This is a genomic window from Pseudomonas sp. ANT_J12 (assembly GCF_008370045.1).
Lineage (GTDB): Bacteria > Pseudomonadota > Gammaproteobacteria > Pseudomonadales > Pseudomonadaceae > Aquipseudomonas.
On the sequence record NZ_VOBN01000001.1, the window covers coordinates 1,104,975 to 1,126,765 of the forward strand.

The window sequence follows — 21,791 nt, forward strand, 5'->3', positions numbered from 1 at the left end:
CGATTGTAAATTGGTATTACCAATTAACCAAGAACGCTGACAGTGCCTGACCAACAACAATTAGGGGCCACCCCATATGCAAACCTGGCAACAGCTCTACAGCCCGCTCGGCAGTCTCGGCGTGTCCGCGCTCGCGGCCGTCATCCCCATCGTCTTTTTCTTCCTGGCCTTGGCCGTGTTTCGCCTCAAAGGCCATGTGGCCGGCAGCATCACCCTGGCGTTATCGATTGCGGTGGCGATCTTCGCCTTCCAGATGCCGGTCGATATGGCCTTCGCCGCCGCCGGGTATGGCTTCGCCTACGGCTTGTGGCCGATTGCCTGGATCATCGTCGCGGCGGTGTTCCTCTACAAACTGACGGTCAAGAGCGGGCAGTTCGAAGTGATCCGCAGCTCAGTGCTGTCGATCACCGACGACCAGCGCTTGCAGGTTCTGCTGATCGGCTTCTGCTTCGGCGCGTTCCTGGAAGGTGCCGCCGGTTTCGGTGCGCCGGTAGCGATTACCGCCGCGCTGCTGGTAGGACTGGGTTTCAACCCGCTGTACGCCGCCGGCCTGTGCCTGATTGCCAACACCGCGCCCGTCGCGTTCGGCGCCCTGGGGATTCCGATCATCGTCGCCGGACAAGTCACCGGCATCGACGCGTTCAAGATCGGCGCCATGGCCGGTCGCCAACTGCCGCTGCTGTCGCTGTTCGTGCCGTTCTGGCTGGTGTTCATGATGGATGGCCTGCGCGGCGTTCGCGAAACCTGGCCGGCCGCACTGGTGGCGGGTTTGAGCTTTGCCGTGACCCAATACTTCACGTCGAACTTCATCGGCCCGGAGCTGCCGGACATCACCTCGGCGCTGGTCAGCCTGGTGTCGCTGACCCTGTTCCTGAAAGTCTGGCAGCCGAAACGCGCCGCCGGCCAACACGTCGCCGGCGCCGTCTCGGCGTCCGTGGTCACCGCCAGCGTCGGAGGATTCGGCCAGAAGCGCACCACCGTGGCTTCGCCCTACAGCCTGCTGGAAATTCTCAAGGCCTGGTCGCCGTTCCTGATCCTCACCGTGCTGGTCACGATCTGGACCCTGAAACCGTTCAAGGCCATGTTTGCCGCGGGCGGTTCGATGTACAGCTGGGTGTTCAACTTCGCCATCCCGCACCTGGACCAAATGGTGATCAAGGTCGCGCCGATCGTGACGGCTCCGACCGCCCTTCCAGCCGTATTCAAACTTGACCCGATTTCCGCGACCGGCACGGCGATTTTCTTTTCGGCGCTGATCTCGATGCTGGTGCTGAAGATCAATTTCAAAATTGGTCTTACCACTTTGAAAGAGACCTTCTACGAACTGCGCTGGCCGATTCTGTCCATCGGCATGGTGTTGGCGTTTGCCTTCGTTACCAACTACTCGGGCATGTCGTCGACCATGGCCCTGGTCCTGGCCGCAACCGGCGCGGCATTCCCGTTCTTCTCGCCGTTCCTCGGTTGGCTGGGCGTGTTCCTGACCGGTTCCGATACTTCGTCCAATGCGCTGTTCAGTTCGTTGCAAGCCACCACCGCACACCAGATCGGCGTCAGCGATGTGTTGCTGGTGGCGGCGAACACCAGCGGCGGCGTGACCGGCAAGATGATTTCGCCACAATCCATTGCCGTGGCCTGCGCCGCGACCGGGCTGGTGGGCAAGGAGTCGGACCTGTTCCGCTTCACCCTCAAGCACAGCCTGTTCTTCGCAACAATCGTGGGCGTGATCACCTACGTCCAGGCCTATTGGCTCACCGGCATGCTGGTGCACTAAGCCTACAAGCAACTCGGAAAAAACCGACGCCGGACCACGATTCCGGCGTCAGCTATTCACAACCCGGTCTGTAAGGCTGCTGAAAGCTTCTCTCTCTATATTCAGCAGCCTCAGACGGATAACCGGGACCACCCGGAGACACGCCTGATGAGCGAGCTTTTTTACAACGCGGTGCCAAACGCGACCCGCGTCGCCCCGCCACTGCCCAAGCCTCGGCAATACCCTGGCGAAAAACCGTCACGGGTGTACCTGTTCGGGACCTGCGTGGTGGATTTGTTCTACCCCGAAGCCGGGATGGACGCGATTCACCTGCTGGAACGCGAAGGCATTCGTGTCGAGTATCCGCAAGGGCAAAGCTGCTGCGGGCAACCGGCCTACACCTCGGGTTACACCGAACAGGCCCGGACCGTGGCGCGCTCGCAACTGGCGCTGTTTGCCGGGGATTACCCGGTGGTGGTGCCGTCGGGTTCTTGCGCGGGCATGTTGCGCGAGCACTATGCCGACTTGTTCAAGGACGAGCCGGACACGTTGAAACAGGTTCAGGCGCTTGCAGCCCGGACTTATGAATTGGCGGAGTTCTTGCTGTTTGTCTGCAAGGTGCAGCTCAAGGACCGCGGCACGCCGGTAAAAGTGGCGCTGCACACCTCGTGTTCAGCCCGCCGGGAGATGAACACTCACCTGCACGGTCGCGAGTTGCTGGCGCAACTGGGCAACGTGGAACGGGTCGATCACAGCCACGAAAGTGAATGCTGTGGCTTTGGCGGGACTTTCAGCGTCCGTATGCCAGACATTTCCGGCGCTATGGTGGCGGACAAGACCCGGTCGCTGAAGGAATCCGGCGCGCATCAGGTACTCAGTGCCGATTGCGGTTGCCTGATGAACATCAACGGCTCTCTGGAGAAACAAAAGGAAGCGTTGCGCGGCCAACATCTGGCCAGTTTCCTTTGGCAACGCACCGGGGGTGTTCGATGAACGCTTCCGCGATTATTCCTACGGTTGCCGTGGAAGAAGATTTTCGCGGCCGGGCTCATGAGGCTTTGGCTGACACGCAACTGCGAAATAACTTTCGCAGCGCGATGGATTCACTGATGACAAAACGGGCCGCGTCTTTCAGCGATGCCCATGAAAGAGAACATTTGCGAGTGCTGGGCAATGCTGTCCGCGCCCGTGCGTTATCCAAGTTGCCCGACCTGCTCGAGCTGCTTGAACAAAACCTGATCCGCAACGGTGTGACAGTGCACTGGGCGGAAACGGTGGACGAGGCCAACGGCATCGTCTTATCGATCATCCGCGCTCACGAGGGGCGGCAAGTGATCAAGGGCAAATCGATGGTCAGCGAAGAGATGGAGATGAATCATTTCCTCGCTGATCAAGGCATTGAATGCCTGGAATCGGACATGGGCGAGTACATCGTCCAGCTCGACCACGAGAAGCCTTCACACATCATTATGCCGGCGATCCACAAGAACGCCGGTCAGGTCGCGTCCTTGTTCCACGACAAACTTGGCGTGGAATACACCAAGGACGTTGACCAACTCATTCAGATCGGTCGCAAAGTCTTGCGACAGAAATTCTTCGAAGCAGACATCGGCGTCTCCGGTGTCAACTTCGCCGTGGCGGAAACCGGCACCCTGCTGCTGGTGGAAAACGAAGGCAACGGCCGCATGACCACCACGGTCCCGCCGGTGCACATAGCCGTCACCGGCATCGAAAAAGTCGTTGAAAACCTGCGCGACGTCGTCCCGCTGCTATCGCTGCTGACTCGTTCGGCCCTCGGCCAACCCATCACCACCTACGTCAACATGATCTCCGGCCCGCGCAAGGCGCATGAACTTGACGGCCCGCAAGAAGTGCACCTGGTATTGCTCGACAACGGTCGCAGCCAGGCCTTCGCCGACAGCGAATTGCGCCAGACCCTGAACTGCATCCGCTGCGGCGCCTGTATGAATCATTGCCCGGTCTACACCCGAATCGGCGGCCACGCCTATGGGGAGGTTTACCCTGGGCCTATCGGAAAAATCATCACCCCGCACATGGTTGGCCTGGCGAAAGTCCCGGATCACCCGAGTGCATCGTCGTTGTGCGGCGCCTGCGGTGAAGTCTGCCCGGTAAAAATTCCGATTCCGGCACTGCTGCGGCGCCTGCGGGAAGAAAACGTCAAGGCCCCGGACAGCCCGCATCAAGTCATGCGCGGCCAGGGCAGCAAATATTCACGCAAGGAACGCTTTATCTGGAACGCCTGGGCGCGACTCAACAGCTCGCCGACGCTCTATCGTTTGTTCGGCTTCTTCGCCACGCGCCTGCGCGCGCTTGCACCGAGCAATGTCGGCCCGTGGACGCAAAACCACAGCGCACCAAAACCCGCTGCCCGCTCGCTGCATGACCTGGCCCGCGAGCACTTGGCCAAACAGGGAGATCGTTGATGAGCGCCAAGCAAAATATCCTCGGCAAATTGCGGAAAAGTCTGACCGGAACGACGCCGGTGCCTGACGAGTTCGACGTCGAACTGCTGACCGCCCCTTACACCTACACGCCCGAACAACGCATCCCGCAATTGCGCAAACTGATGGAAGCGGTGCACACCGAAATCCATCTGACCTCGGGCGAAGATTGGCCTGAGTTGTTAGCCCAACTGTTGCGAGATCGTCAGTTGCCGAGCCTGTTGATCGCGCCGACGACAGCGCATGGGCAACGTGTCACTCAACACTGGTCGAACAATCCCGGCCTGCCGACGCTCAAATCCTACGACCGCCCGATAGAAGACTGGAAAGCCGAACTGTTTAACGACACCCCGGCCAGCCTCACGACTACACTCGGCGCAATCGCCGCGACGGGTAGCCTGATTCTTTGGCCGACGCGGGAAGAACCGCGTTTGATGAGCTTGGTGCCGCCGGTGCATTTCGCCCTGCTCAAGGCCAGTGAAATCCGCGACAACTTCTATCAAGTGCAGCAGGAATTCGAATGGGCCCAGGGCATGCCGACCAACGCCTTACTGGTGTCTGGTCCGTCGAAGACTGCCGACATCGAGCAAGTCCTGGCTTACGGCGCCCACGGTCCGAAAGACCTGGTGGTGCTGATCCTGGAGGATCAATGACGTTACCCTCGACTTTCCTGCGTGATGCGCAGCAACTGATACCCCAGGACCGACGTTTCGACGACCCGCTATCGACGCTGGCATTCGGCACCGACGCCAGTTTCTATCGGCTGATTCCGCAACTGGTGATTCGTGTCGAGTCCGAAGACGAAGTGGTCGCGCTGCTGAAACTGGCGCAACGGGATCAGGTCCCGGTGACCTTTCGCGCGGCGGGCACCAGCCTGTCCGGGCAGGCCATCAGCGATTCGGTATTGATCGTGCTGGGAGATAACTGGAACGGTCGCGAGATCCGTGGCCAAGGCACGCAAATCCGCCTGCAACCCGGCGTGATCGGCGCCCAGGCCAATGCATGGTTGGCGCCGTTCGGGCGCAAGATCGGCCCGGACCCGGCCTCGATCAACGCCTGCAAGATCGGCGGCATCGTCGCCAACAATGCCAGTGGCATGTGCTGCGGTACGGCGCAAAATACCTATCACACCCTGGCCGGCATTCGTCTGGTGCTGGCCGATGGCAGCCGACTCGATACCGAAGATGCCGACAGTGTCGAGGCGTTTCGCCAGAGCCATGCCGAACTGCTGGAGCGTCTGGCGACGTTGGGCCGCGAGACCCGAGCCAACTCCGAATTGGCTGCCAGAATCCGCCACAAATACCGTCTGAAAAATACCACCGGCCTGTCACTCAACGCCCTGGTGGATTTCGACGAGCCTGTGGATATCTTGAGCCATTTGCTGGTGGGCTCCGAAGGCACGCTCGGCTTCATCAGCGCGGTGACTTACGACACGGTGATCGACCACCCGAACAAAGCCTCGGCGCTGATCGTGTTCCCGGACGTGGAAACCTGCTGCAACGCCGTCACCGTGCTGAAAAGCCAACCGGTGTCGGCCGTGGAGTTGCTGGACCGCCGCAGCCTGCGCTCGGTGCAGGACAAACCCGGCATGCCCGCTTTCGTACAGCAGCTGTCGAACAATGCCTGCGCCCTGCTGATTGAATCCCGCGCTGCCTCGTCCACGTTGTTGCGCGAACAACTGGCGCAGATCATGGCGTCCGTGGCTTCGTTCCCGGTGGAAAAACAAGTCGACTTCACCGAAGACCCGCTGGAAAACGCCCGGCTCTGGGCGATCCGCAAGGACACCTTCCCGGCAGTCGGCGCGGTACGCAAAACCGGCACCACGGTGATCATCGAAGACGTGACCTTCCCGGTGGAGCAACTGGCGATCGGCGTGAACCGCTTGATCGAGTTGTTCGACAAACATCACTACGACGAAGCGATCCTTTTCGGACACGCCCTGGAAGGCAATCTGCACTTCGTCTTCACCCAAGGCTTCAACAACCCGGAAGAAGTCGCACGCTATCAGGCGTTCATGGATGACGTGGCGCAACTGGTGGCCGTGGAGTTCGGTGGTTCGCTGAAGGCTGAGCACGGCACCGGTCGTAACATGGCACCCTTCGTTGAGCTGGAATGGGGCAGCGATGCCTATCAGTTGATGTGGCAACTCAAGCGATTGCTCGACCCCAACGGCATTCTCAACCCGGACGTGGTGCTCAGCGACGACCCGCAAATCCACCTCAAACACCTGAAGCCGCTGCCCGCCGCTGACGAGATTGTGGATAAGTGCATCGAGTGCGGGTTTTGCGAGCCGGTCTGCCCGTCGAAAGGACTGACCCTGAGCCCGCGTCAGCGCATCGTTATCTGGCGTGACATTCAGGCGAAGAAACGTGCCGGTGTCGACACCCGCGAACTTGAAGCCGCTTACGAATACCAAGGCATCGACACCTGCGCCGCGACCGGGTTGTGTGCGCAACGTTGTCCTGTAGGAATCAACACCGGCGACCTGGTGAAAAAGCTGCGCAGCCGTAAGGCGACGCACACGAAAACCGCCAATTGGCTGGAAGGAAATTTCGCCACCGCACTGCAAGGTGCGCGCTTCACCCTGCACGTGGCCAATGGCGCGCGGATGCTGTTGGGGGCGCCACGGTTGGCCAAGCTGTCGGCGACATTGACACGGTTATCCAAAGGCCAGGTCCCACAATGGACCAACGCGATGCCGCAACCGGAAAAAGCCATTCGCTTCAGCCCGACCGTATCGGACGAACGCCCGCGGGTGGTGTACCTGGCGGCTTGCGTCTCACGGGCAATGGGCCCGGCGGCGGGAGATAAAGAGCAGATGTCGCTGTACGACAAAACCCGTGGGCTGCTGGAAAAGGCCGGTTACCAAGTGGTCTTTCCAGACAATCAGGACAACCTTTGCTGCGGCCAGCCATTTGCCTCCAAAGGTTACGCCGAACAGGCCGAGCACAAACGCCAGGAACTGATCGGCGCACTGCTGCACGCCAGCCGCGGCGGGCTCGATCCGATCTACTGCGACACCAGCCCCTGCACCTTGCGCCTGGTTCAGGACCTCGGCGAAGTGCGCCTGGATCTGTACGACCCGGTGCGCTTCATCCGTACGCATTTGATGGATCGACTGGACTTCACCCCGCAGGATGCGCCCATCGCGGTGCACGTCACGTGCAGCACCCAGCATCTTGGGGAGAGCCAGGCGCTGATCGATCTGGCACGTAAATGCAGCAACAATGTGGTCATTCCCGAAGGCATTCATTGTTGTGGATTTGCCGGTGACAAGGGCTTTACCACGCCGGAACTGAACGCGCACTCGCTGCGCTCGCTCAAGGACGCGGTCCAGCACTGCAGCGAGGGGATTTCCACCAGTCGGACGTGTGAGATCGGGCTGACGCAACACGGCGGCATTGACTACCACGGGCTGGTCTATCTGGTGGATCGGGTGACCCAGGCCAGGTCAGCGTGAAGCAATTTCACTAAGCAGAAGGGGCGAATGCGCCCCTTTTTAGTGCTCTTTTCTCCGAATAACCGGTTTTTCATAGCCTTTTTCAAAAAAACCGAATTCCTGTACGTCTCCGTAGTCATTTGTATAAGCCCGGTAGAACAAGGCTTATCACTGACTCGACGTGGCGGCCATTAAGCGCCTCAGCATCGAGACCAAACGTTCAGGAGATACCCATGAAACGTACCGCACTCGCTGGTCTGTTCATTTCCGCTGCAATGTTGGCCTCTCCCGTATTCGCTGCGGACAACGACCTCTGTACCGTCAAGGTGCAAGAGCTCAAAGACAAAGTGACGTCACTGCCGGCAACGTCCGAAAACACCAAGATGGAACTCAACCGATTGCTCGCCAGCGCCCAGGCATCAAAAGCCGCCGGCGATGACAAGAAATGCGTCACCGAAGCCACCCAGGCGCTGTCCCGTGCGGACAAACTGTCCAACGAACCGAACCCATAATCAGTCGAGGCCAACCTTCGGGTTGGCCTTCTGAGCTGCGTTGGCGTACACTGCGCACGTCTGTTGCTCAATAAGATTCACCGAGCAACAGGCAAGGGGCCGTTTAGGATTCGACGCCGGTCGCGAAACTTTAGGTGCATGCCGAGTTGGTAACAGAACTCGTAAATCCACTGTTGCAACTTCTTATAGTTGCCAATGACGAAACCTACGGCCAGGAATTCTCTCTCGCTGCGTAAGCAGCTTTAGATCCTGAGCTTCTGGTACCTTCGGGTCCAGCAATCACCAGGGGATGTCTGTAAACCCAAAGTGATTGTCATATAGAACAGAATCGCCGTGCAGTACGTTGTGGACGAAGCGGCTAAAACTTACACAACTCGCCCAAAGCACCCTGCCCTTCGGGTCGCTGAGGGTTAACTTAATAGATACGGCTACGCATGTAGTACCGACAGCGGAGTACTGGCGGACGGGGGTTCAAATCCCCCCGGCTCCACCAAATAAGTTATACAAATCAGGCACTTAGCGTTTATCGCAAGTGCCTTTTTTGTGCCCGCATGGGTGGTTTTGGCTCGGTTATGCCAGCTTAATGACAGCGTCACGTGAAGCGACTGGGGCAAAATATGAGTTCGGAGATTGACAGGGTAAAGGATCGCGCTAGAAGTCGGGGCTTGGTAGATGACCTCTATCAAGACGCGAGTCGTGTATACGTCGTGCACTACTCCTGCGAGTCGTTTTATGAAGGATCCACCGGCGCCTCGAAACGGGTGACGTCTATAGCTGTGCGAAACCTAAAATCAGCCCAGACCAAATCTTGGTCACTTCATAAATCAGCCGAGCTGAAAGGCTCGCTTGCGACGATGTCGGATGAACTGGACAGTCACGAAAGATCAATGCTCGACGGCTATTTTGCTTTTCTAGAACAACATCGAGACTGTCGGTTCATTCACTGGAATATGCGAGATGAGCATTTTGGCTTTTTCGCCCTTGAGCACCGACACCGAGTCATGGGCGGGAATCCCTTTGAGCTTCAGGATGACAAGAAAGTTGATCTAGCCAGGGTGCTTGTTAGCCTCTATGGCAAGTCCTATGCTCCACACGAGGACAGCAAAGGCCGCAGAGGCCGAATAATGAGCCTGACTGAACTGAACAATGTGTCCGACGTCGACGCACTGACGGGGGAGCAGGAAGCTGACGCTTTCGTTAGTGGTGATTATCTTAAGATGCACAGATCAACGCTCAGAAAGCTGGACATGTTTGCAAATTTCTTCGAGCGTACGCATGAAAAACGCCTTAAAACGAACGCTACCTGGGCTGACAAATTTGGTGTCCGTCCGATAGCGATGCTGGAAATCGTCAAAGGCCATCCGCTGTTCACAGCGTTTACGGTGATCGCTCTAGGGCTAGGGGCAGTCGCGAAATACAGTGAGTTTTTTAAGCAGCTCCTAAACGCCGCCCCTTAAACAGCTTGCTCCGGTACTGCAGCAGTATGGGCTGGAGATCGGTGCAGGCCTTACAGGCAAAGGGTTTCGGCTTATCTCTGTCTAAAACTCTATGCTTAGAAGGCTTCGGTTTTACCCAGTAAAACCAAGATAGGTCGAGGTTGTATTAGACAGCTTTTATCCCCGCGCCCCGGCGTCCTGCCGACCGAACAAACCCTAAGAAATCAGTTTTCCGCTCTCCAAGGCTTTCACCGAGTCAATCTGTAACAACTACTGCCTTGCTTAAAAACGAGCGTATTGAGATCGTTCGCTGTTGGGTTTTATGGATAGATCTAGTGACTACATTTCAATTCATCACAGGCATGGTTTTTTGTCTCGCGGCGCTCGGGCTCAAAGCGTAAGGCGCCTGGCACACGCCGGCGTAACCCTCACTCCACCACGATTTGGTCTTGCCGTCGTTGACGCGGTTGCGGATGGTCCAGGCGACGGCGATCTGGCCTGCAAGGCTTTCGCCGCGCGCCTCACCCCACAAGGTGCGGGCAAGGATGTCGCGGTCTTTTTCGGTAACAGACATAATTTTCTCCAGGCAAAAAAATACCCGCTCGATGGCGGGTGGTTATTCTTCGATCGTCGGTATCGGCATTAAGGGCTCTGGCATTGCCAAGCGGACGTCGATCCAGCTGTTCAGCGGCACATCAATTGGTGTTCCGCGACCAGGGATCACTTCACCGTAATCCGACAGCGTCCAGCGCTGCTTGAACAACTTGATGGTTACAGTACCGTCTTCAGCCTGTTGGCTTTCGGTGATGCCGATTATCCGGCCGCCGTCAGGCGAGCACGGGTCTTGCGTGCGCCAGCCTTCCAGCGCCAGCCCCAGGCTTCCGCTGACGCGGTATTCACCGACATCCAGACGCTCGACAAGCACGCCTTGCGCTTCTTCGTTCGCCACACCCCAATCTCCGGCAGGTTCAAATGTCTGCTCCTGCAAGTCACGGCGCTGCGTGTCTGCAACGTTGGCAATGCGGACGATGGGCGATGCAGCGGACAGTGCCCCGCCCGAGCCCCGGGTCGTGTTTCCTGTGTGATACAGCTCGGCCCAAGACGTCGCCGCAGTCTGGTCTTTCATGATTGAACGGAAGTAAGCCTTGTTCGCTGATATACCTAGAGCTAATTGTGATTGCCAGCGGGGGTCAACACCCCAATCCGAAGTCAGCAGCTGGATCGCGGTAAATGGCGAGTTTGTCGCGCCGCTCACTGCGTACAACCCTGTCGCCTTTTGATTGTTGGCGTTTACGTTGTCAATAATCGACGAACCGAGCCAACCGCCCGCCCCCACGGTCATTACGTTCCCGGCGGAAGTACCGACGTTTGCGACAGCCGCCGTTCCTAGACCAAGCCCAGTCCTTGCCGCCGCCTGGGTCGTCCCGCCCGTACCACCCTGGGCAACGCTCAACGCAGTAGTCAAAGCGCTGAGCGAGGTGATATCACTGTTAGCGCCTGACTTGGCTGCTCCAAGTGCAGTCCGCGCTCCTGGGGCATCTGTCGCCCCGGTGCCGCCGCGGGCCACCGTCTGGATATCCAGAATGCCAAAATTGCTCTTCGCATCCGCGAGGGTGACGCCGCCGGTACCACCTTTGGTGATGGGCAGAACATCGTAGTTGCCGGTGGTTCCCAGTGCGGCGAGCTTCACGCCCCACTGAAGGTTGATGTTATTGAATGCGTCGGCCAGCGCTTTGGGATAGCCCTGCACCGGCATGATCGCGTAAGCCGCGCCGCTCGCTGTCGGGCCTTTGTACGCCGGGATGATTGAAATCACCGTCGCACTTGCGATGTTCCCGACTTCGTAAGTAAAACCGTCCGGGCCAATAAACGAGTCGCCAATCCTGCCGTTCGCGGCGAAATCCGCGTTGGTGCCGATGACAGTGGTAGAGCCATTGGTCACGGCAACTGTTCCATTCCTGAGCCAGGGCATGGCATGTTCCTTTTTTGTCAATAAAAAACCCGCACATGGCGGGTTATTGGTGGGAGGTTTAATCAAAGCGGGCGCATGGGCCTGGCTGCAAACGTGGTCCGGCCATTCTTCGCGGTTCCGCCCTCCGAGCTCACCAGCGCCCCCACGTACCCATTCAACGTCGAACGCACTCCCGCGTGGAAACCGCACGGGGTTTCAAGGGTGGTGTTGCCGTTGTAGATCTTCCCGCCGAGCAAGGTTGAGGCGAGGAAGTAATCCTCATAGGCGCCCGTCCAAGCCATCTGGTAGCCGGACCAATACACCCCGGACTGTTCCTGCCCACGACTGTCGAGCGACCAGCCCTCATTGATGGGGAAGCCAGTCATCACCAGCAAATTGTCCGCCCCGACAAATATCTGTTCGCCTGCGGCATTACGAAGCCGGAGGTCATACTGATTCGGAGGGGATGTTGAGCGAAAGGTCGCCACCAACCATTTACCACTGCAATCCGAGCTGTTGAACGGCGGCATCAGTTGCAGCCGAAAGTAGAAGCCCGTCCAGTTACCAGGGCCGCCGGTGTGCATAAGCGTGTGATACATGCCCTGATTCGTCGGATTGAGAAAAACGTGCGGAGCCTCCGTTGTCGTAATCGGCGCGGGGTAAGTAATAACGGCCTGAGTAATTGTCGTCGGCGCACCCGCGGGCTTCCCTATTGTGTAACTGCCGGAGGCGGCCACATTGAGGGCTCTGTTTTCGCTGTCGATCTGAAAAAAGTTCTGGCCGTTGCGCGATCTGAATCCGTAAGTCATCGCCCCTCCTACTGATAGGTCAGAATAAATACGTTGAGCACTATCCCTTGGCCGCGCCGGACCCTGAGCTGACCTGTGGACCAGAACACCGCTGGCAGTGCGGCACCTTCACTTGCTTGACCTTGCAGCGTCACGCAGACAAATGACTGCGCGGTGATTTCCGGCATGCTGATAAAGCTGGTGAAGTCACTGGTGATGGGTGGAACGGTGACTTGCTTCGTAACGATAGAGCGGACAGTCATCGTTGAAGTGTCGAGCGTTACCGCCCCCGCCGCGTTTCGGGTCCTCGCACCGTAATAAGCCATTACCCGATCTTCCCGAATGCAGCACGTTCTACGCTGTTTACGTCGTAGGCGAACATGCCGTAGTTGTTGAGCATTATCGAGCCGTCCGCCGTTTGACCGCGAAGCGTCAGGGTGCCGGCCGGAATGTTGATTTCCAGCAATGGCAGGCCCTGTGAGTTCAGCGCTGCGGAGCGGAGCGTCATCCCCAGAATCAGCTCCTGAATGAACGCGGTGCTGATGATTGCGGTGTTGATGAACACCTGGCCACCCTGCACCACGAACGGCGCAATCATCTGGCCGCTGACCTCATCCAGAATCGCGAAGCGCTGGGCGAACGCCAAAATCTGTGACTCCTGCGTCTGCCCCTCCACCCCGATGGCCAACGCTGCCATCACCGTGCGACCGCCAACCGTGGTCGAGGTCTTGATCGTGGTGGTCGCCGCCAGTTTGCCATTCAGGCCCGACACGACCGTAGTGGCCGTCTCGGCTTTGGCGCTGGCGTTGTTGGCCGTGGCGGTGACGCTGTCGATCTTCTGCGCTGTGGCTTCTTTGTCCGTCGCCACCGCCGTTTCAAGCGTCGTTAGGTTGGCCTTATTCTCTTTCACCGCCACATCGATTGTGGTGATGCGCGTCGCCGACGCCAGGTTTTCCTCTGCTCTCACCTTGTCGTTGGTGACGATGCTCGCGGTGCTTTGGTAAGCCTTCAGAGCTTCGTTCATCGCCCCGGTCCCATCGTCCTCGCGCCATGCCGCTTGCAGCGCCTGGACGGTCGAAGCCTGAGCCGTGACCTTTCCGTCAATAGTGTCGATTTGGGTGGAGTGCTGCTGGATCTGCAAGGCCATGGCGTTGGTGGTTTCCGCAATGGTGCCCATGTCGTACCAGAACTCAGCGTTCGGAGGCGTCATCCCGGCCGGCACCGCCTTCACTGCCGAGAACAGCCGACCATCCAGGCGAACCACTTCCCCCTTCACGTAAGGCTTCAGCGGGTCGTAAACCATGGCATCCGTGATATCGCTGATCAGCTCCTCCAGTTGCTGTTTGACTGCTTCGATCCGTCCGTTGACCGAATCTTCACCGTCGCCAGAGATCTTGCCGATTTCCTCGAGCAGTTGCTGCCCCAGGGCGGACGCCTGGATTTTGCCAAGGAAGTACTGCTCGTATTCCGACTGGTCGATACTCACCTGTCCATTGACCCCATTAACCGCTGGAAACCATGGCCCGACGTTACCGGTGCGATCCACAAGCCGTGCCCAGAAAAACAGGCTGGTCCCAGGCACCACGTTTTGCATCTCATGGTTTGCCTGAGGGTAGGCAAAGTCGGCCAGCTTCACGGCGGTAGCCAGGTCATTGGTCTTGTTGTTCCAGATCTCCGTGCGCTGCGTGTCCTCCGCGCCGGGCGGGAAACCCCACTCAAGGCCTATGCCGTAAATCTTGCTGGTAGTGCGCAGGAAGGCAACCGCCGGCGGCAGACCGGCTTTGCCCGCCAAGTCAGTCAGAATCGAGTTTGTCGGAATGGACGAGACGTTCATCGCGCTGACGGCCCGCACGCGGGCCAGGTACTGGCCGGAATAGATCCCACGCACGTCCGCCACCAGCTCGCCTGTACGCGGCACCTTGATCCACTCCCGGGCGCCCCAGCGCCATTCAACGTCATAACCCACCGCACCTGGCGCCGCATCCCAGGCGATGGTCATGCTGGTGACAGCGATGCCTTGCTCAATCACGACGTTCTGGCTGATCAGCACTCGCGCGGGAGCTGCTTGTGTGCCAATGGGAATACCACTGATCGGTCGTGGATCTACCACCGCGCCGAAATCGATCGCGTTGAATTTGCTCGGCTCATGCTGAATCATTTCGAGCTGGAACTGGTGCCACTCGGGACGCGTCACGTTGCGGACATAAAACTGCATCAGCTTCAGGTCGTCGTAATCGAGCGCCCACCCGCATTCAGCCTGCGGCACCTCGCTGTAATCCGCCATAACAGTGATCGATCGACCCACCACCGACTTGACCACGCGGGCTTCGGACTTGCCGCTAGGTAGGTTGACGAACAAGCGGGCGCCGGCGGGCACAGCCGTGTCGCGGTCCAGGGTGATGACCCGGCCGGCAACTTCAGAGATGCGACCACCATTGGCCCGCCCAGCCAAGGCGGGGTCAGCGATCGCGATAACCTGCCCAGGCTTTGGAATTTGCCCATCGAGCCCCACGCGCATTGTCGCGCCTCGGGTTTGTAACTGCTCAGTCAGCAGCGCCCATTGCCCGGCGCGCTGCGCCTGTCCTAGCGACGTGCAGCCGATGGCGTCAATAGCGAGCTCGCGCACCATGCCAAACTCCGCCATGGCATCGTCATCAAACACCGGTTCCTTGTCTGTGTCGAACCCCTGATCCGGATTGTCCCAGCCGACCATAGCCAAGGTGTGGCGATCCCGCTCCCGGGTGCCCTCGTATTTGATTTCACCGTTGTTTAGGATCTGCGAAGGGCTATAGGTGTAAACCGGATCACCCGGCATGTCGGCGTTGACGACGATCTGGCTACCGTCCCAATAGGCCATGCCGTGGAAGATCGAGGCCAAATCCTGCAGTACTGCGTAGGCCTCGGCCTGCTTTTGGAAATAGAGGTTGCAGGTGAAGCGCGGCTGCTGTCCGCCTTTGCCGTCCGGCACCATCTGGTCGCAATACTGGCCGATGCGGTAAAGCGACCAGCGATCAACCATGGTCGCATCGATGCGTTCGCCGAGGCCGTAATACGGATGCAGCACCAGGTCGTAAAAGATCCAGGCGGGGTTGTTGGTGTAGGCCTCTTGGAAGGTGCCATCCCAAACCCCGTTACTGGTACCGGCACCGCTGGTGCGATAAGTCCTGGTCACGGAATCATAGTTGGCCGGCACACGAATAGTGCGGCCACGCATCAGTGCCGCGACCTTGGCGATATCGCCGCCGAACTGTTGGGCGTCGTACTCAAGGCAGCCCACGGCGGTCAGCGGGTATTCTTGATCGCTGTCGACCACCTCGGCAATGGCCTCGACCAGCATGCCGTCCTGCACCAGCGAACTGTTCGCCTCTGGCGTCAGGCGGCGCACCCGGACGGTCCAGCGACTGCCGGCGGGCAATTCGATCCGGTGGGAGCGCTCGTATTTGGTGACGTTCTTGCGGTCAACGAAAGAACTCAGGACCTGCAGATACGGACCGTTATCGGTCGAAACTTCAACGGAGTACTCGATCCGCACACCATTCAAGTTGCCGCTGGTGTCCTGGCGTTGCAGCTGCGGCCATCTGATCTGCCGCGAATGCTGCCTGGGCTTCGGCATTCGCCCCAAACAGATCTCGAGTCTCGATCAGCTTGGCAATGTATTTTTCCCAATCAGCGATTTGCCCCTTGGTCTGCCCGCCGGCCATAGACTGGACGTCGGCCAACCCTTTCGCGCTCGCCGTGGCAGCTCTTGAGGACGCATTCACCCCATCAAGTTTGGTGGAGTAGCTTTCGGCCTCTTTAGAGCTAGCAGAGTAACCGGCTGATATCTCGGTCAACTGCTTGATTACGGTTGGATGGAGCTGGACGCTTTCCTTTGCCCACTCGGTGACACTATCAAGTGAGCGAGTACCTGCGCCCACCTCGTCAAGCATACGATTGAGTTGCTTTTGATATTCAGATCGGCCTTCCGCCAGCCCGTTGAGGGTGGTGCGGGTTTTGATAGCGTATTCGTTGAGATCGCCGGCGGCGGCGTTCAACGCCTCTTTTCGACCTTTCTCCCAACTATCCACTTGATATCGCTGTTGCTCGACACTGAGCTCTTTGTACTTCTGAATAGACTGGTCAAGCGTGGCGTTATGATCAATGAGCGATTTACTTGCTTTATCCGCAGAGCCACCGAAGTCGATGAATGAAGCAGCAACCAGTGCTGTCATCGCGATCATGCCGACCGGTCCAGTGAGAAGCCCCATCAGACCGGCGCCAGCGGTAGTTAACGCCCCAACTGATCGGCTGGTTACAGTGGCAGCTGCTGTCGCGCGCTCTGCTGCTTTCACGGCAGCGGCCGCCGCCAGGGTTGTTTCTGCATAACCCGCGGCGGCGGCACTGCGTAGCGCGTAACCTGCTTGGATTTCCGCCGACGTAGCGGCGTTGGTTGCTGCAAGTCCGACTTCAGCGGCCTGGATCTGCTTGATGATGGCGACTTCATCGAGGCGAGCGATCGCCATCCTGTTGCGAGCAGCTGCGCGACCTTGCTCAGTTATCTGTGCAGCCAACCGTTGTTCTTCTAAAACCCTTTCCGCTGCAAGCGTCGCCTGAACGCTTTTTAGATTGTTGATTTCCGATTGCTGGCGAAGCCTGTCTGCGGCGACTTTTTGTTCAGCAGACAAAATTTCAAGATTGGCCCGCTCAAGGAGCGCTTTCGCGTCTATCTGTCTCGCCTGAGTGGTTGCAAGTGTCTGCCTGGCCGTGGCGGCATCTGCCTCCACGCTCTTCCAAGTCGCTGCTGCGCCATACGCTAGTGCACCGGCGTGTTGAATCGACGCCTTAGTTGCAGCGGCAAATCCTACTGCGGCCTGGCCAGCGGATAGTGCAAGACGAGAACCGATAATGTAGGCAAGCGTCTCGGCCGCACTCGATACCCGCTCGAAGGTTTTCGAGGTTGCCGCGAAATCTTTCGTCAAACCATCAATCGACTTCGAGACTTTGACGATATTTGCCGAGATTGCCGCACTGATCCCGCTCGCCTGGTCCATCCTGCCGATGAACTGAGTGAGCGAGTTACCTGTGGCCGTAATGCTGTTGCCGATCGTCACCGCCGTTTTACCGAAAAGGCTTGATACAGCACCCTCTTGGGCTTGCAACGCCTTAACGACAGAATCAGCTGTGAGCTTTCCTTCAGCGCCGAGCGCGCGCAGTTCACCAACCGTCTTGCCCATGCCCGCTGCAATTGCCTGTGCTAGCGCAGGAGCTTGCTCCATGACACTGTTGAGTTCTTCGCCGCGTAGCACGCCAGAGGCAAATGCTTGCCCAAGCTGGACAAGCGCAGCGTTGGCCGAAGCAGCAGATGCACCGGAAATCGCCAGCGTCTTACTGATAGTGCCCACTACACCCGCGACGCCTTCGCCGGTCAGTTTCAGTTCTCGCTGATTTGTCGCAATCCGCTGATAAAGCTCAGCAGTGGCATTCAAAGGCTGGTAAGCGCTCTGGGCTATAGAAAAAACTGCATTTTGTGCCGTCGCGAGCTCAGCAGAGCTCTCGGTAACCAGCTTCAATCGGCTGGTCAACTGCGTATACGCCTCGGACGCGCTGTAAATTGCGCTCAAGCTAAAAGCTGATGCCAGAGGCCCCGCCAGGCTTGCGGCAGCGCCTGAAAGGGAAACAAACTGGCCTTGAAGGGCGCTAACTCTGGCAGATGCAGCATCAGCCGCGGCGCCAGTGCGAGTAACGGACTGCGACGCGCGATCCATGTTCTGCTGGAATCCGCCGATCCGTGCAATAAGATCCAGCGTCAATGTACCGAGCGATCTTGACGCCATTTACTTTTCTCCGGGCGAAAAAAACCCGCTAAATGCGGGTTCTTTGTTCTCATCTATTGAGAAATTAGTAGCTCAGTTTTTAGAGCGCTACTTGATCTCTCATAACGAATTTTGCTGATTGGATCAAACTTTCCAAAGTACACAACCCAATCCGTATACACGGCCTTTAGTGCGGTTTTCACTGCCTCGTTTTTGGCCGCCTTAATCGCCGGCGGCAGGTCAGTCCTTGCTTTTTCTGAATAGTCGGTCAAGCACTTCATCAACTTATCACCCAGCGCTGTTTGCTTTGGCGACCGATACCTTACAGCGGCTTGGTAGTTGCCATTGTCGAGCTCACAAACAAAGGAGGCGTGGCGTAAAAGCTCGTCGTATTCCTTTACTGGGTCCTTCGCTCCAGCCTCAACGCCGAAAATAACAAAGGAAGAAAGCAAGACAGCATTAACGAATGTTTTTTTCATTAGAAAACTCCCTGTAGGAGCAAGGCAATCTACCACCATCCATGGCGATGATCACTTCCACTCCTCGATGGCCTGCTCCATGTCGATCGGCTGCCGCTCGGCGTTAGGCATGAAATCTAACAGGTCGGCTTTGCCACCGGCACCGCGATTCACCTGCTGCGCGATGATCGCGGCGGCCAGATCCAGGCGACGACCAAGGTTCAGCGTTCCGTACTTATCCCGATAGGCAGACCAGGCCAACACCTCCGCATAGCTGATGTTGGCCTTCGCTTCAGCAATGGTGCACCCGCCGATTCCGTTGAGCACCAACTCATGCATCAACTCATCGGCGGGGGTCAGTTTTTTGCGGAACTGTTGACCTCGTTCACGGCCTGCAACATCAACACGCCAAGATTCGGGTCAAGATTAACCGCGTCATCGAAGGGCAGTTCTTCTTCGCCCTCGGCGCCCAGGCAGATGCTGGCAGCCAGGTAACGGGCATTCCGGAACTTGTCCGCATCGCCGCCGTTGAACATCTGCTCCATCACACCGAAGGCGTGTCGGCGTACGTGAACCTTGAACTTGTCGGTCACCACCTTGCCTTTTTCGTCGAGATGCTTCCACTCGATATCCTTGACCACCAGGGCGCCAGAGATGACGCCCCCTTTTTTCTTCAATTGAGCGAGATTCATCGAGCCCCCTTAGGCGGATTTACGAACCCAGGCCGAACCGCCCGAGCGTTGGATGGTTGCGGCGGTGCTGACCACGGCGTTTGCCGCGAAGTCGAACGGAAAGTCGCTCACATAGCCCTCGAAAACGAACCATGTGCGCGTTTTCGGCAGGTCGAAGCTGTCGGCCGAGGTAATGGCTGTGGTTGCCGTTGCGCCCGTACCGGCGCCGGTGAAAGCAACAGTCGGCGGGCTGGTATAGCCGGTGCCAGGGTTGGTAATCGTGACGCCGGTCACCGCGCCGCCGGATACGGTCGCTGTACCGGCGGCGCCAGTCCCGCCACCGCCGGTGAATGCGACTGTCGGTGCCGTGGTGTAACCGGTGCCGCCGGCGCCGATGGTCACGGCATCCAGGGCGCCGGCAGTTGCGACAGTCGGTGCGGCCTTGCCGTCGGACCAGCCCACCGCCCACTGGATAGCGGTGTCACCATCGGTTTCCGAGAGCTGATGCAGGCGGATGTGGCTCGCGTTGTTCGGATCGGCGTTGACGGTCAGCGAGGACTGGCCCGGGGTGCGCAAACCTTTCTTGTAGCTGCGGGAGGTGTCCTCGAGGCAAGTGTCCTCGATCTGATCCGCCGGCGAGCCGCCCGGGCTGAATGCCGTCGCGCATTCGATGGCCATAATGGTTTTAGGGCCGGTGCCGGTCAGTGGCGGGACGAGTGCGTAAATCTGGGTTCCTTGGGAAAGGATCGACATGGCGTTCTCCAAATGTCGGGCATAAAAAAACCCGCACTCGGCGGGTTGATTGGGGGTGATGCTCTATCGAAGGGTGATCCAGTCGATATCAAAGCTGCGGTGGTAGTCCTTCGTCGTCGGGTCTTGGCCGGAGGCGCCCCAGCGGGTGATGTTGGCCTTCAGCTCCAGCGCATCGCGCAATGACTCGGTGACCTTCGTTGCGGTGCCCGCACTGGCGGCATAGACGTCCACTTGCAGCGTGAATCCATCTGCGTCCGGGCGCCCGGCCAAGTAGTTCTCAGGGTTGCCGTCGACCAAGTTCCAGACAACGTAGGGTTTCAAAACGCCTTCAGGCGCTTCGCCGAATGAGTAAATGCGGCAGTCGATGCCCGCGCCGATCAATGCAGCGACAGCCGGATCGGTTGAGCAGGCCAGAAAAATGGGTGGATCCATCAATTCCCCCTGAGCGCGGCATCAATCTCGCGACCAAGACTCGCGACAAACTGGTCAGTGACCGCGCCGACGTTCTGTGAGAACGCCGGACGCATGAAAGGCGCCGGCGGCGTGAACTGGGTGCCAAATTCGATATAGCGCCAGTGCCTGGTGTCGCCGCCCGGGTTGCCGCTGGCGTCTTTGCTGTGCTGGTTTGACCCGGCACCACCTCGCACACCGACGCGCATCACCACACCGCCTTCGCGCCGTGATTGCTTGGGCGCCTCCTGGGTGATGATGTTTTTCCAGACCTTCTCTTTTGTTTCCGGATCGTCCAGCGCCTTGGCCCGCGCTTTGGCGTCATCGCGAACGATGTTCATCGCTTCACGGGCCGCTTTGCGCAGGCCTTTTTTCTGAAGCTTTGGCGCCAGGCCACGCATTTTCTCGACCGTCGACGCGACACCCTGCAAGCGCGAGGAAATCGAACTAGCCATCCTTAACCCCCTTCGAAACCAACAGCGTCAGGTACTCAAGACCGGACACCTTGTCGGCGAGCGGCGGCCCCTCAATGCTGTAGATCTCGCCGCGATAGAGAATTCGCATCGTCGGCAGCACGCCCGGACGATACCTGATCACCATCCGGCCAGTGGCCACCGACTTGGCAGCTTTGGCAGCCACCAGGTCGCGGGCCGACGAATCTTCAACGCTGGCCCAGACTTCGGCGAGCTTCACCCACGCCGGCTCCAGAAAATTGCCGGTAGATGGATCTCGCAGGGTGATTTTGTGCTGAATTTCGATGCGGTGGCGCAGTTTTCCGGCTTCCATCAGAAACGCTTCCTGTACCAGAGCAAACGCTCCACCGCTGTAGGAGTGACCCCGACGGCAGCATCTTCGCGATTGTCGTACCAGTGGCCGATCAGCAGCAGAATGGCATGTTCAACATCTGGGGTGAGTCCCATTTGATCGGGCTCAACTGGAGATTCCTCGACCAGTTCACGGTCGCAGTGCATTGCCACGTGAGACTTGGCCGACGCAAGGTACTCGGTGATCAGAGAGTCTTCCTGGTCACCGTCCACCCGCAGGTGCAGCTTCACGCGCGCCAAGTCGATCATTTATTTATTCTCTTTCGGGGATGTCGCTTTGGTTTGCTTGGGCGCGGACGACTTCGTATTGCTGTCATCACCGACTTCTTCAGCCAGCCCTTTGCCGATGAGCGTGTGGGCATATTCGTCGTCCACATCGTCGAATACCTGGCCGGCCTTAACAGAGGTCGAATCTGCGCTCAACAGAATCGCGTTACCGACAAAACCCCACAGTGCTTTGATTTTCATAATGTCTCCTGAGACAAAAATGGCCGGCATAAAGCCG

The 21,791-nt window shown here is 58.4% G+C and carries 20 protein-coding genes, 1 other RNA gene and 3 pseudogenes; 8 read left to right on the forward strand and 16 right to left on the reverse strand.

The genetic code is table 11. From position 1 onward, the window contains the following. The first annotated feature begins 76 nt into the window (after nt 1–76). From FQ192_RS05360 to FQ192_RS05395, 8 genes are all read left to right on the forward strand, one after another. Nucleotides 77–1,771, forward strand: a complete 1,695-nt coding sequence (locus FQ192_RS05360; RefSeq protein ID WP_149657652.1) for a lactate permease LctP family transporter — start codon at nt 77–79, stop codon at nt 1,769–1,771. A 147-nt stretch (nt 1,772–1,918) separates the two neighbouring features. Then, nucleotides 1,919–2,743: a (Fe-S)-binding protein gene (locus tag FQ192_RS05365; protein ID WP_149657653.1), complete on the forward strand. Its 825-nt coding sequence runs from the start codon at nt 1,919–1,921 to the stop codon at nt 2,741–2,743. Beyond that, nucleotides 2,740–4,194, forward strand: a complete 1,455-nt coding sequence (locus FQ192_RS05370) for a LutB/LldF family L-lactate oxidation iron-sulfur protein (RefSeq protein WP_149657654.1) — start codon at nt 2,740–2,742, stop codon at nt 4,192–4,194. The genes FQ192_RS05365 and FQ192_RS05370 overlap by 4 nt, the downstream gene beginning before the upstream one ends. Continuing rightward, nucleotides 4,194–4,865, forward strand: a complete 672-nt coding sequence (locus FQ192_RS05375; RefSeq protein ID WP_149657655.1) for a lactate utilization protein — start codon at nt 4,194–4,196, stop codon at nt 4,863–4,865. The genes FQ192_RS05370 and FQ192_RS05375 overlap by 1 nt, the downstream gene beginning before the upstream one ends. Continuing rightward, on the forward strand, nt 4,862–7,672 hold the full coding sequence (locus FQ192_RS05380; RefSeq protein ID WP_149657656.1) for an FAD-binding and (Fe-S)-binding domain-containing protein: 2,811 nt from the start codon (nt 4,862–4,864) through the stop codon (nt 7,670–7,672). The genes FQ192_RS05375 and FQ192_RS05380 overlap by 4 nt, the downstream gene beginning before the upstream one ends. 212 nt (nt 7,673–7,884) lie before the next feature. Beyond that, a complete protein-coding gene (locus FQ192_RS05385; RefSeq protein WP_133838462.1) occupies nt 7,885–8,163 on the forward strand; it encodes a hypothetical protein in 279 nt (92 codons plus the stop codon). A 95-nt stretch (nt 8,164–8,258) separates the two neighbouring features. Next, nucleotides 8,259–8,656: a transfer-messenger RNA gene (gene ssrA, locus FQ192_RS05390) on the forward strand. Between the two features lie 124 nt (nt 8,657–8,780). Continuing rightward, nucleotides 8,781–9,620 carry a hypothetical protein gene (locus FQ192_RS05395; RefSeq protein WP_178128999.1) on the forward strand — a complete coding sequence of 280 codons (840 nt, stop codon included), beginning with the start codon at nt 8,781–8,783 and terminating at the stop codon, nt 9,618–9,620. Nucleotides 9,621–9,987: 367 nt separating this feature from the next. Here FQ192_RS05395 and FQ192_RS05400 read toward each other — a convergent pair. The 16 genes and pseudogenes from FQ192_RS05400 to FQ192_RS05470 all read right to left on the reverse strand — a co-directional run. After that, nucleotides 9,988–10,173 (reverse strand): annotated as a pseudogene (locus tag FQ192_RS05400) (cell wall hydrolase); the annotation flags it as partial. A 42-nt stretch (nt 10,174–10,215) separates the two neighbouring features. Then, the gene (locus FQ192_RS34310; protein WP_256672222.1) at nt 10,216–11,571 is read right to left on the reverse strand and encodes a hypothetical protein; all 1,356 of its coding nucleotides are present in this window, start codon (nt 11,569–11,571) and stop codon (nt 10,216–10,218) included. Between the two features lie 62 nt (nt 11,572–11,633). Beyond that, nucleotides 11,634–12,359, reverse strand: a complete 726-nt coding sequence (locus FQ192_RS05410) for a hypothetical protein (RefSeq protein ID WP_149657657.1) — start codon at nt 12,357–12,359, stop codon at nt 11,634–11,636. Nucleotides 12,360–12,367: 8 nt separating this feature from the next. Then, nucleotides 12,368–12,664: a hypothetical protein gene (locus tag FQ192_RS05415; protein WP_149657658.1), complete on the reverse strand. Its 297-nt coding sequence runs from the start codon at nt 12,662–12,664 to the stop codon at nt 12,368–12,370. Next, nucleotides 12,664–15,870 carry a phage tail protein gene (locus FQ192_RS05420; RefSeq protein WP_372242324.1) on the reverse strand — a complete coding sequence of 1,069 codons (3,207 nt, stop codon included), beginning with the start codon at nt 15,868–15,870 and terminating at the stop codon, nt 12,664–12,666. Before FQ192_RS05420 ends, FQ192_RS05415 begins: the two co-directional genes overlap by 1 nt. Nucleotides 15,871–15,913: 43 nt before the next feature. After that, a pseudogene (locus tag FQ192_RS05425) lies at nt 15,914–18,151 on the reverse strand (tape measure protein); the annotation flags it as partial. 53 nt (nt 18,152–18,204) lie between these two features. Continuing rightward, nucleotides 18,205–18,609, reverse strand: a complete 405-nt coding sequence (locus tag FQ192_RS05430) for a hypothetical protein (RefSeq protein WP_149657660.1) — start codon at nt 18,607–18,609, stop codon at nt 18,205–18,207. 51 nt (nt 18,610–18,660) lie between these two features. Continuing rightward, complete coding sequence (locus FQ192_RS05435; protein ID WP_149657661.1) at nt 18,661–18,927, reverse strand: hypothetical protein; 267 nt, start codon at nt 18,925–18,927, stop codon at nt 18,661–18,663. A 17-nt stretch (nt 18,928–18,944) separates the two neighbouring features. Then, nucleotides 18,945–19,280 carry a phage tail assembly chaperone family protein, TAC gene (locus FQ192_RS05440; RefSeq protein WP_149657662.1) on the reverse strand — a complete coding sequence of 112 codons (336 nt, stop codon included), beginning with the start codon at nt 19,278–19,280 and terminating at the stop codon, nt 18,945–18,947. A gap of 9 nt (nt 19,281–19,289) precedes the next feature. Further along, a complete protein-coding gene (locus FQ192_RS34315) occupies nt 19,290–19,661 on the reverse strand; it encodes a phage tail tube protein (RefSeq protein ID WP_256672229.1) in 372 nt (123 codons plus the stop codon). 21 nt (nt 19,662–19,682) lie between these two features. Continuing rightward, nucleotides 19,683–20,012 (reverse strand): annotated as a pseudogene (locus tag FQ192_RS34320) (phage tail tube protein); the annotation flags it as partial. Nucleotides 20,013–20,075: 63 nt separating this feature from the next. Next, nucleotides 20,076–20,444, reverse strand: coding sequence for a DUF3168 domain-containing protein (locus tag FQ192_RS05450; protein WP_149657664.1), 369 nt, complete (start codon nt 20,442–20,444; stop codon nt 20,076–20,078). Continuing rightward, nucleotides 20,444–20,917, reverse strand: a complete 474-nt coding sequence (locus tag FQ192_RS05455; RefSeq protein WP_149657665.1) for an HK97-gp10 family putative phage morphogenesis protein — start codon at nt 20,915–20,917, stop codon at nt 20,444–20,446. The genes FQ192_RS05450 and FQ192_RS05455 overlap by 1 nt, the downstream gene beginning before the upstream one ends. Then, complete coding sequence (locus FQ192_RS05460; protein WP_149657666.1) at nt 20,910–21,248, reverse strand: phage head closure protein; 339 nt, start codon at nt 21,246–21,248, stop codon at nt 20,910–20,912. Before FQ192_RS05460 ends, FQ192_RS05455 begins: the two co-directional genes overlap by 8 nt. Then, nucleotides 21,248–21,535, reverse strand: a complete 288-nt coding sequence (locus tag FQ192_RS05465) for a head-tail connector protein (RefSeq protein WP_149657667.1) — start codon at nt 21,533–21,535, stop codon at nt 21,248–21,250. The genes FQ192_RS05460 and FQ192_RS05465 overlap by 1 nt, the downstream gene beginning before the upstream one ends. Continuing rightward, nucleotides 21,536–21,754: a hypothetical protein gene (locus FQ192_RS05470; RefSeq protein ID WP_149657668.1), complete on the reverse strand. Its 219-nt coding sequence runs from the start codon at nt 21,752–21,754 to the stop codon at nt 21,536–21,538. Nucleotides 21,755–21,791: the final 37 nt, after the last annotated feature.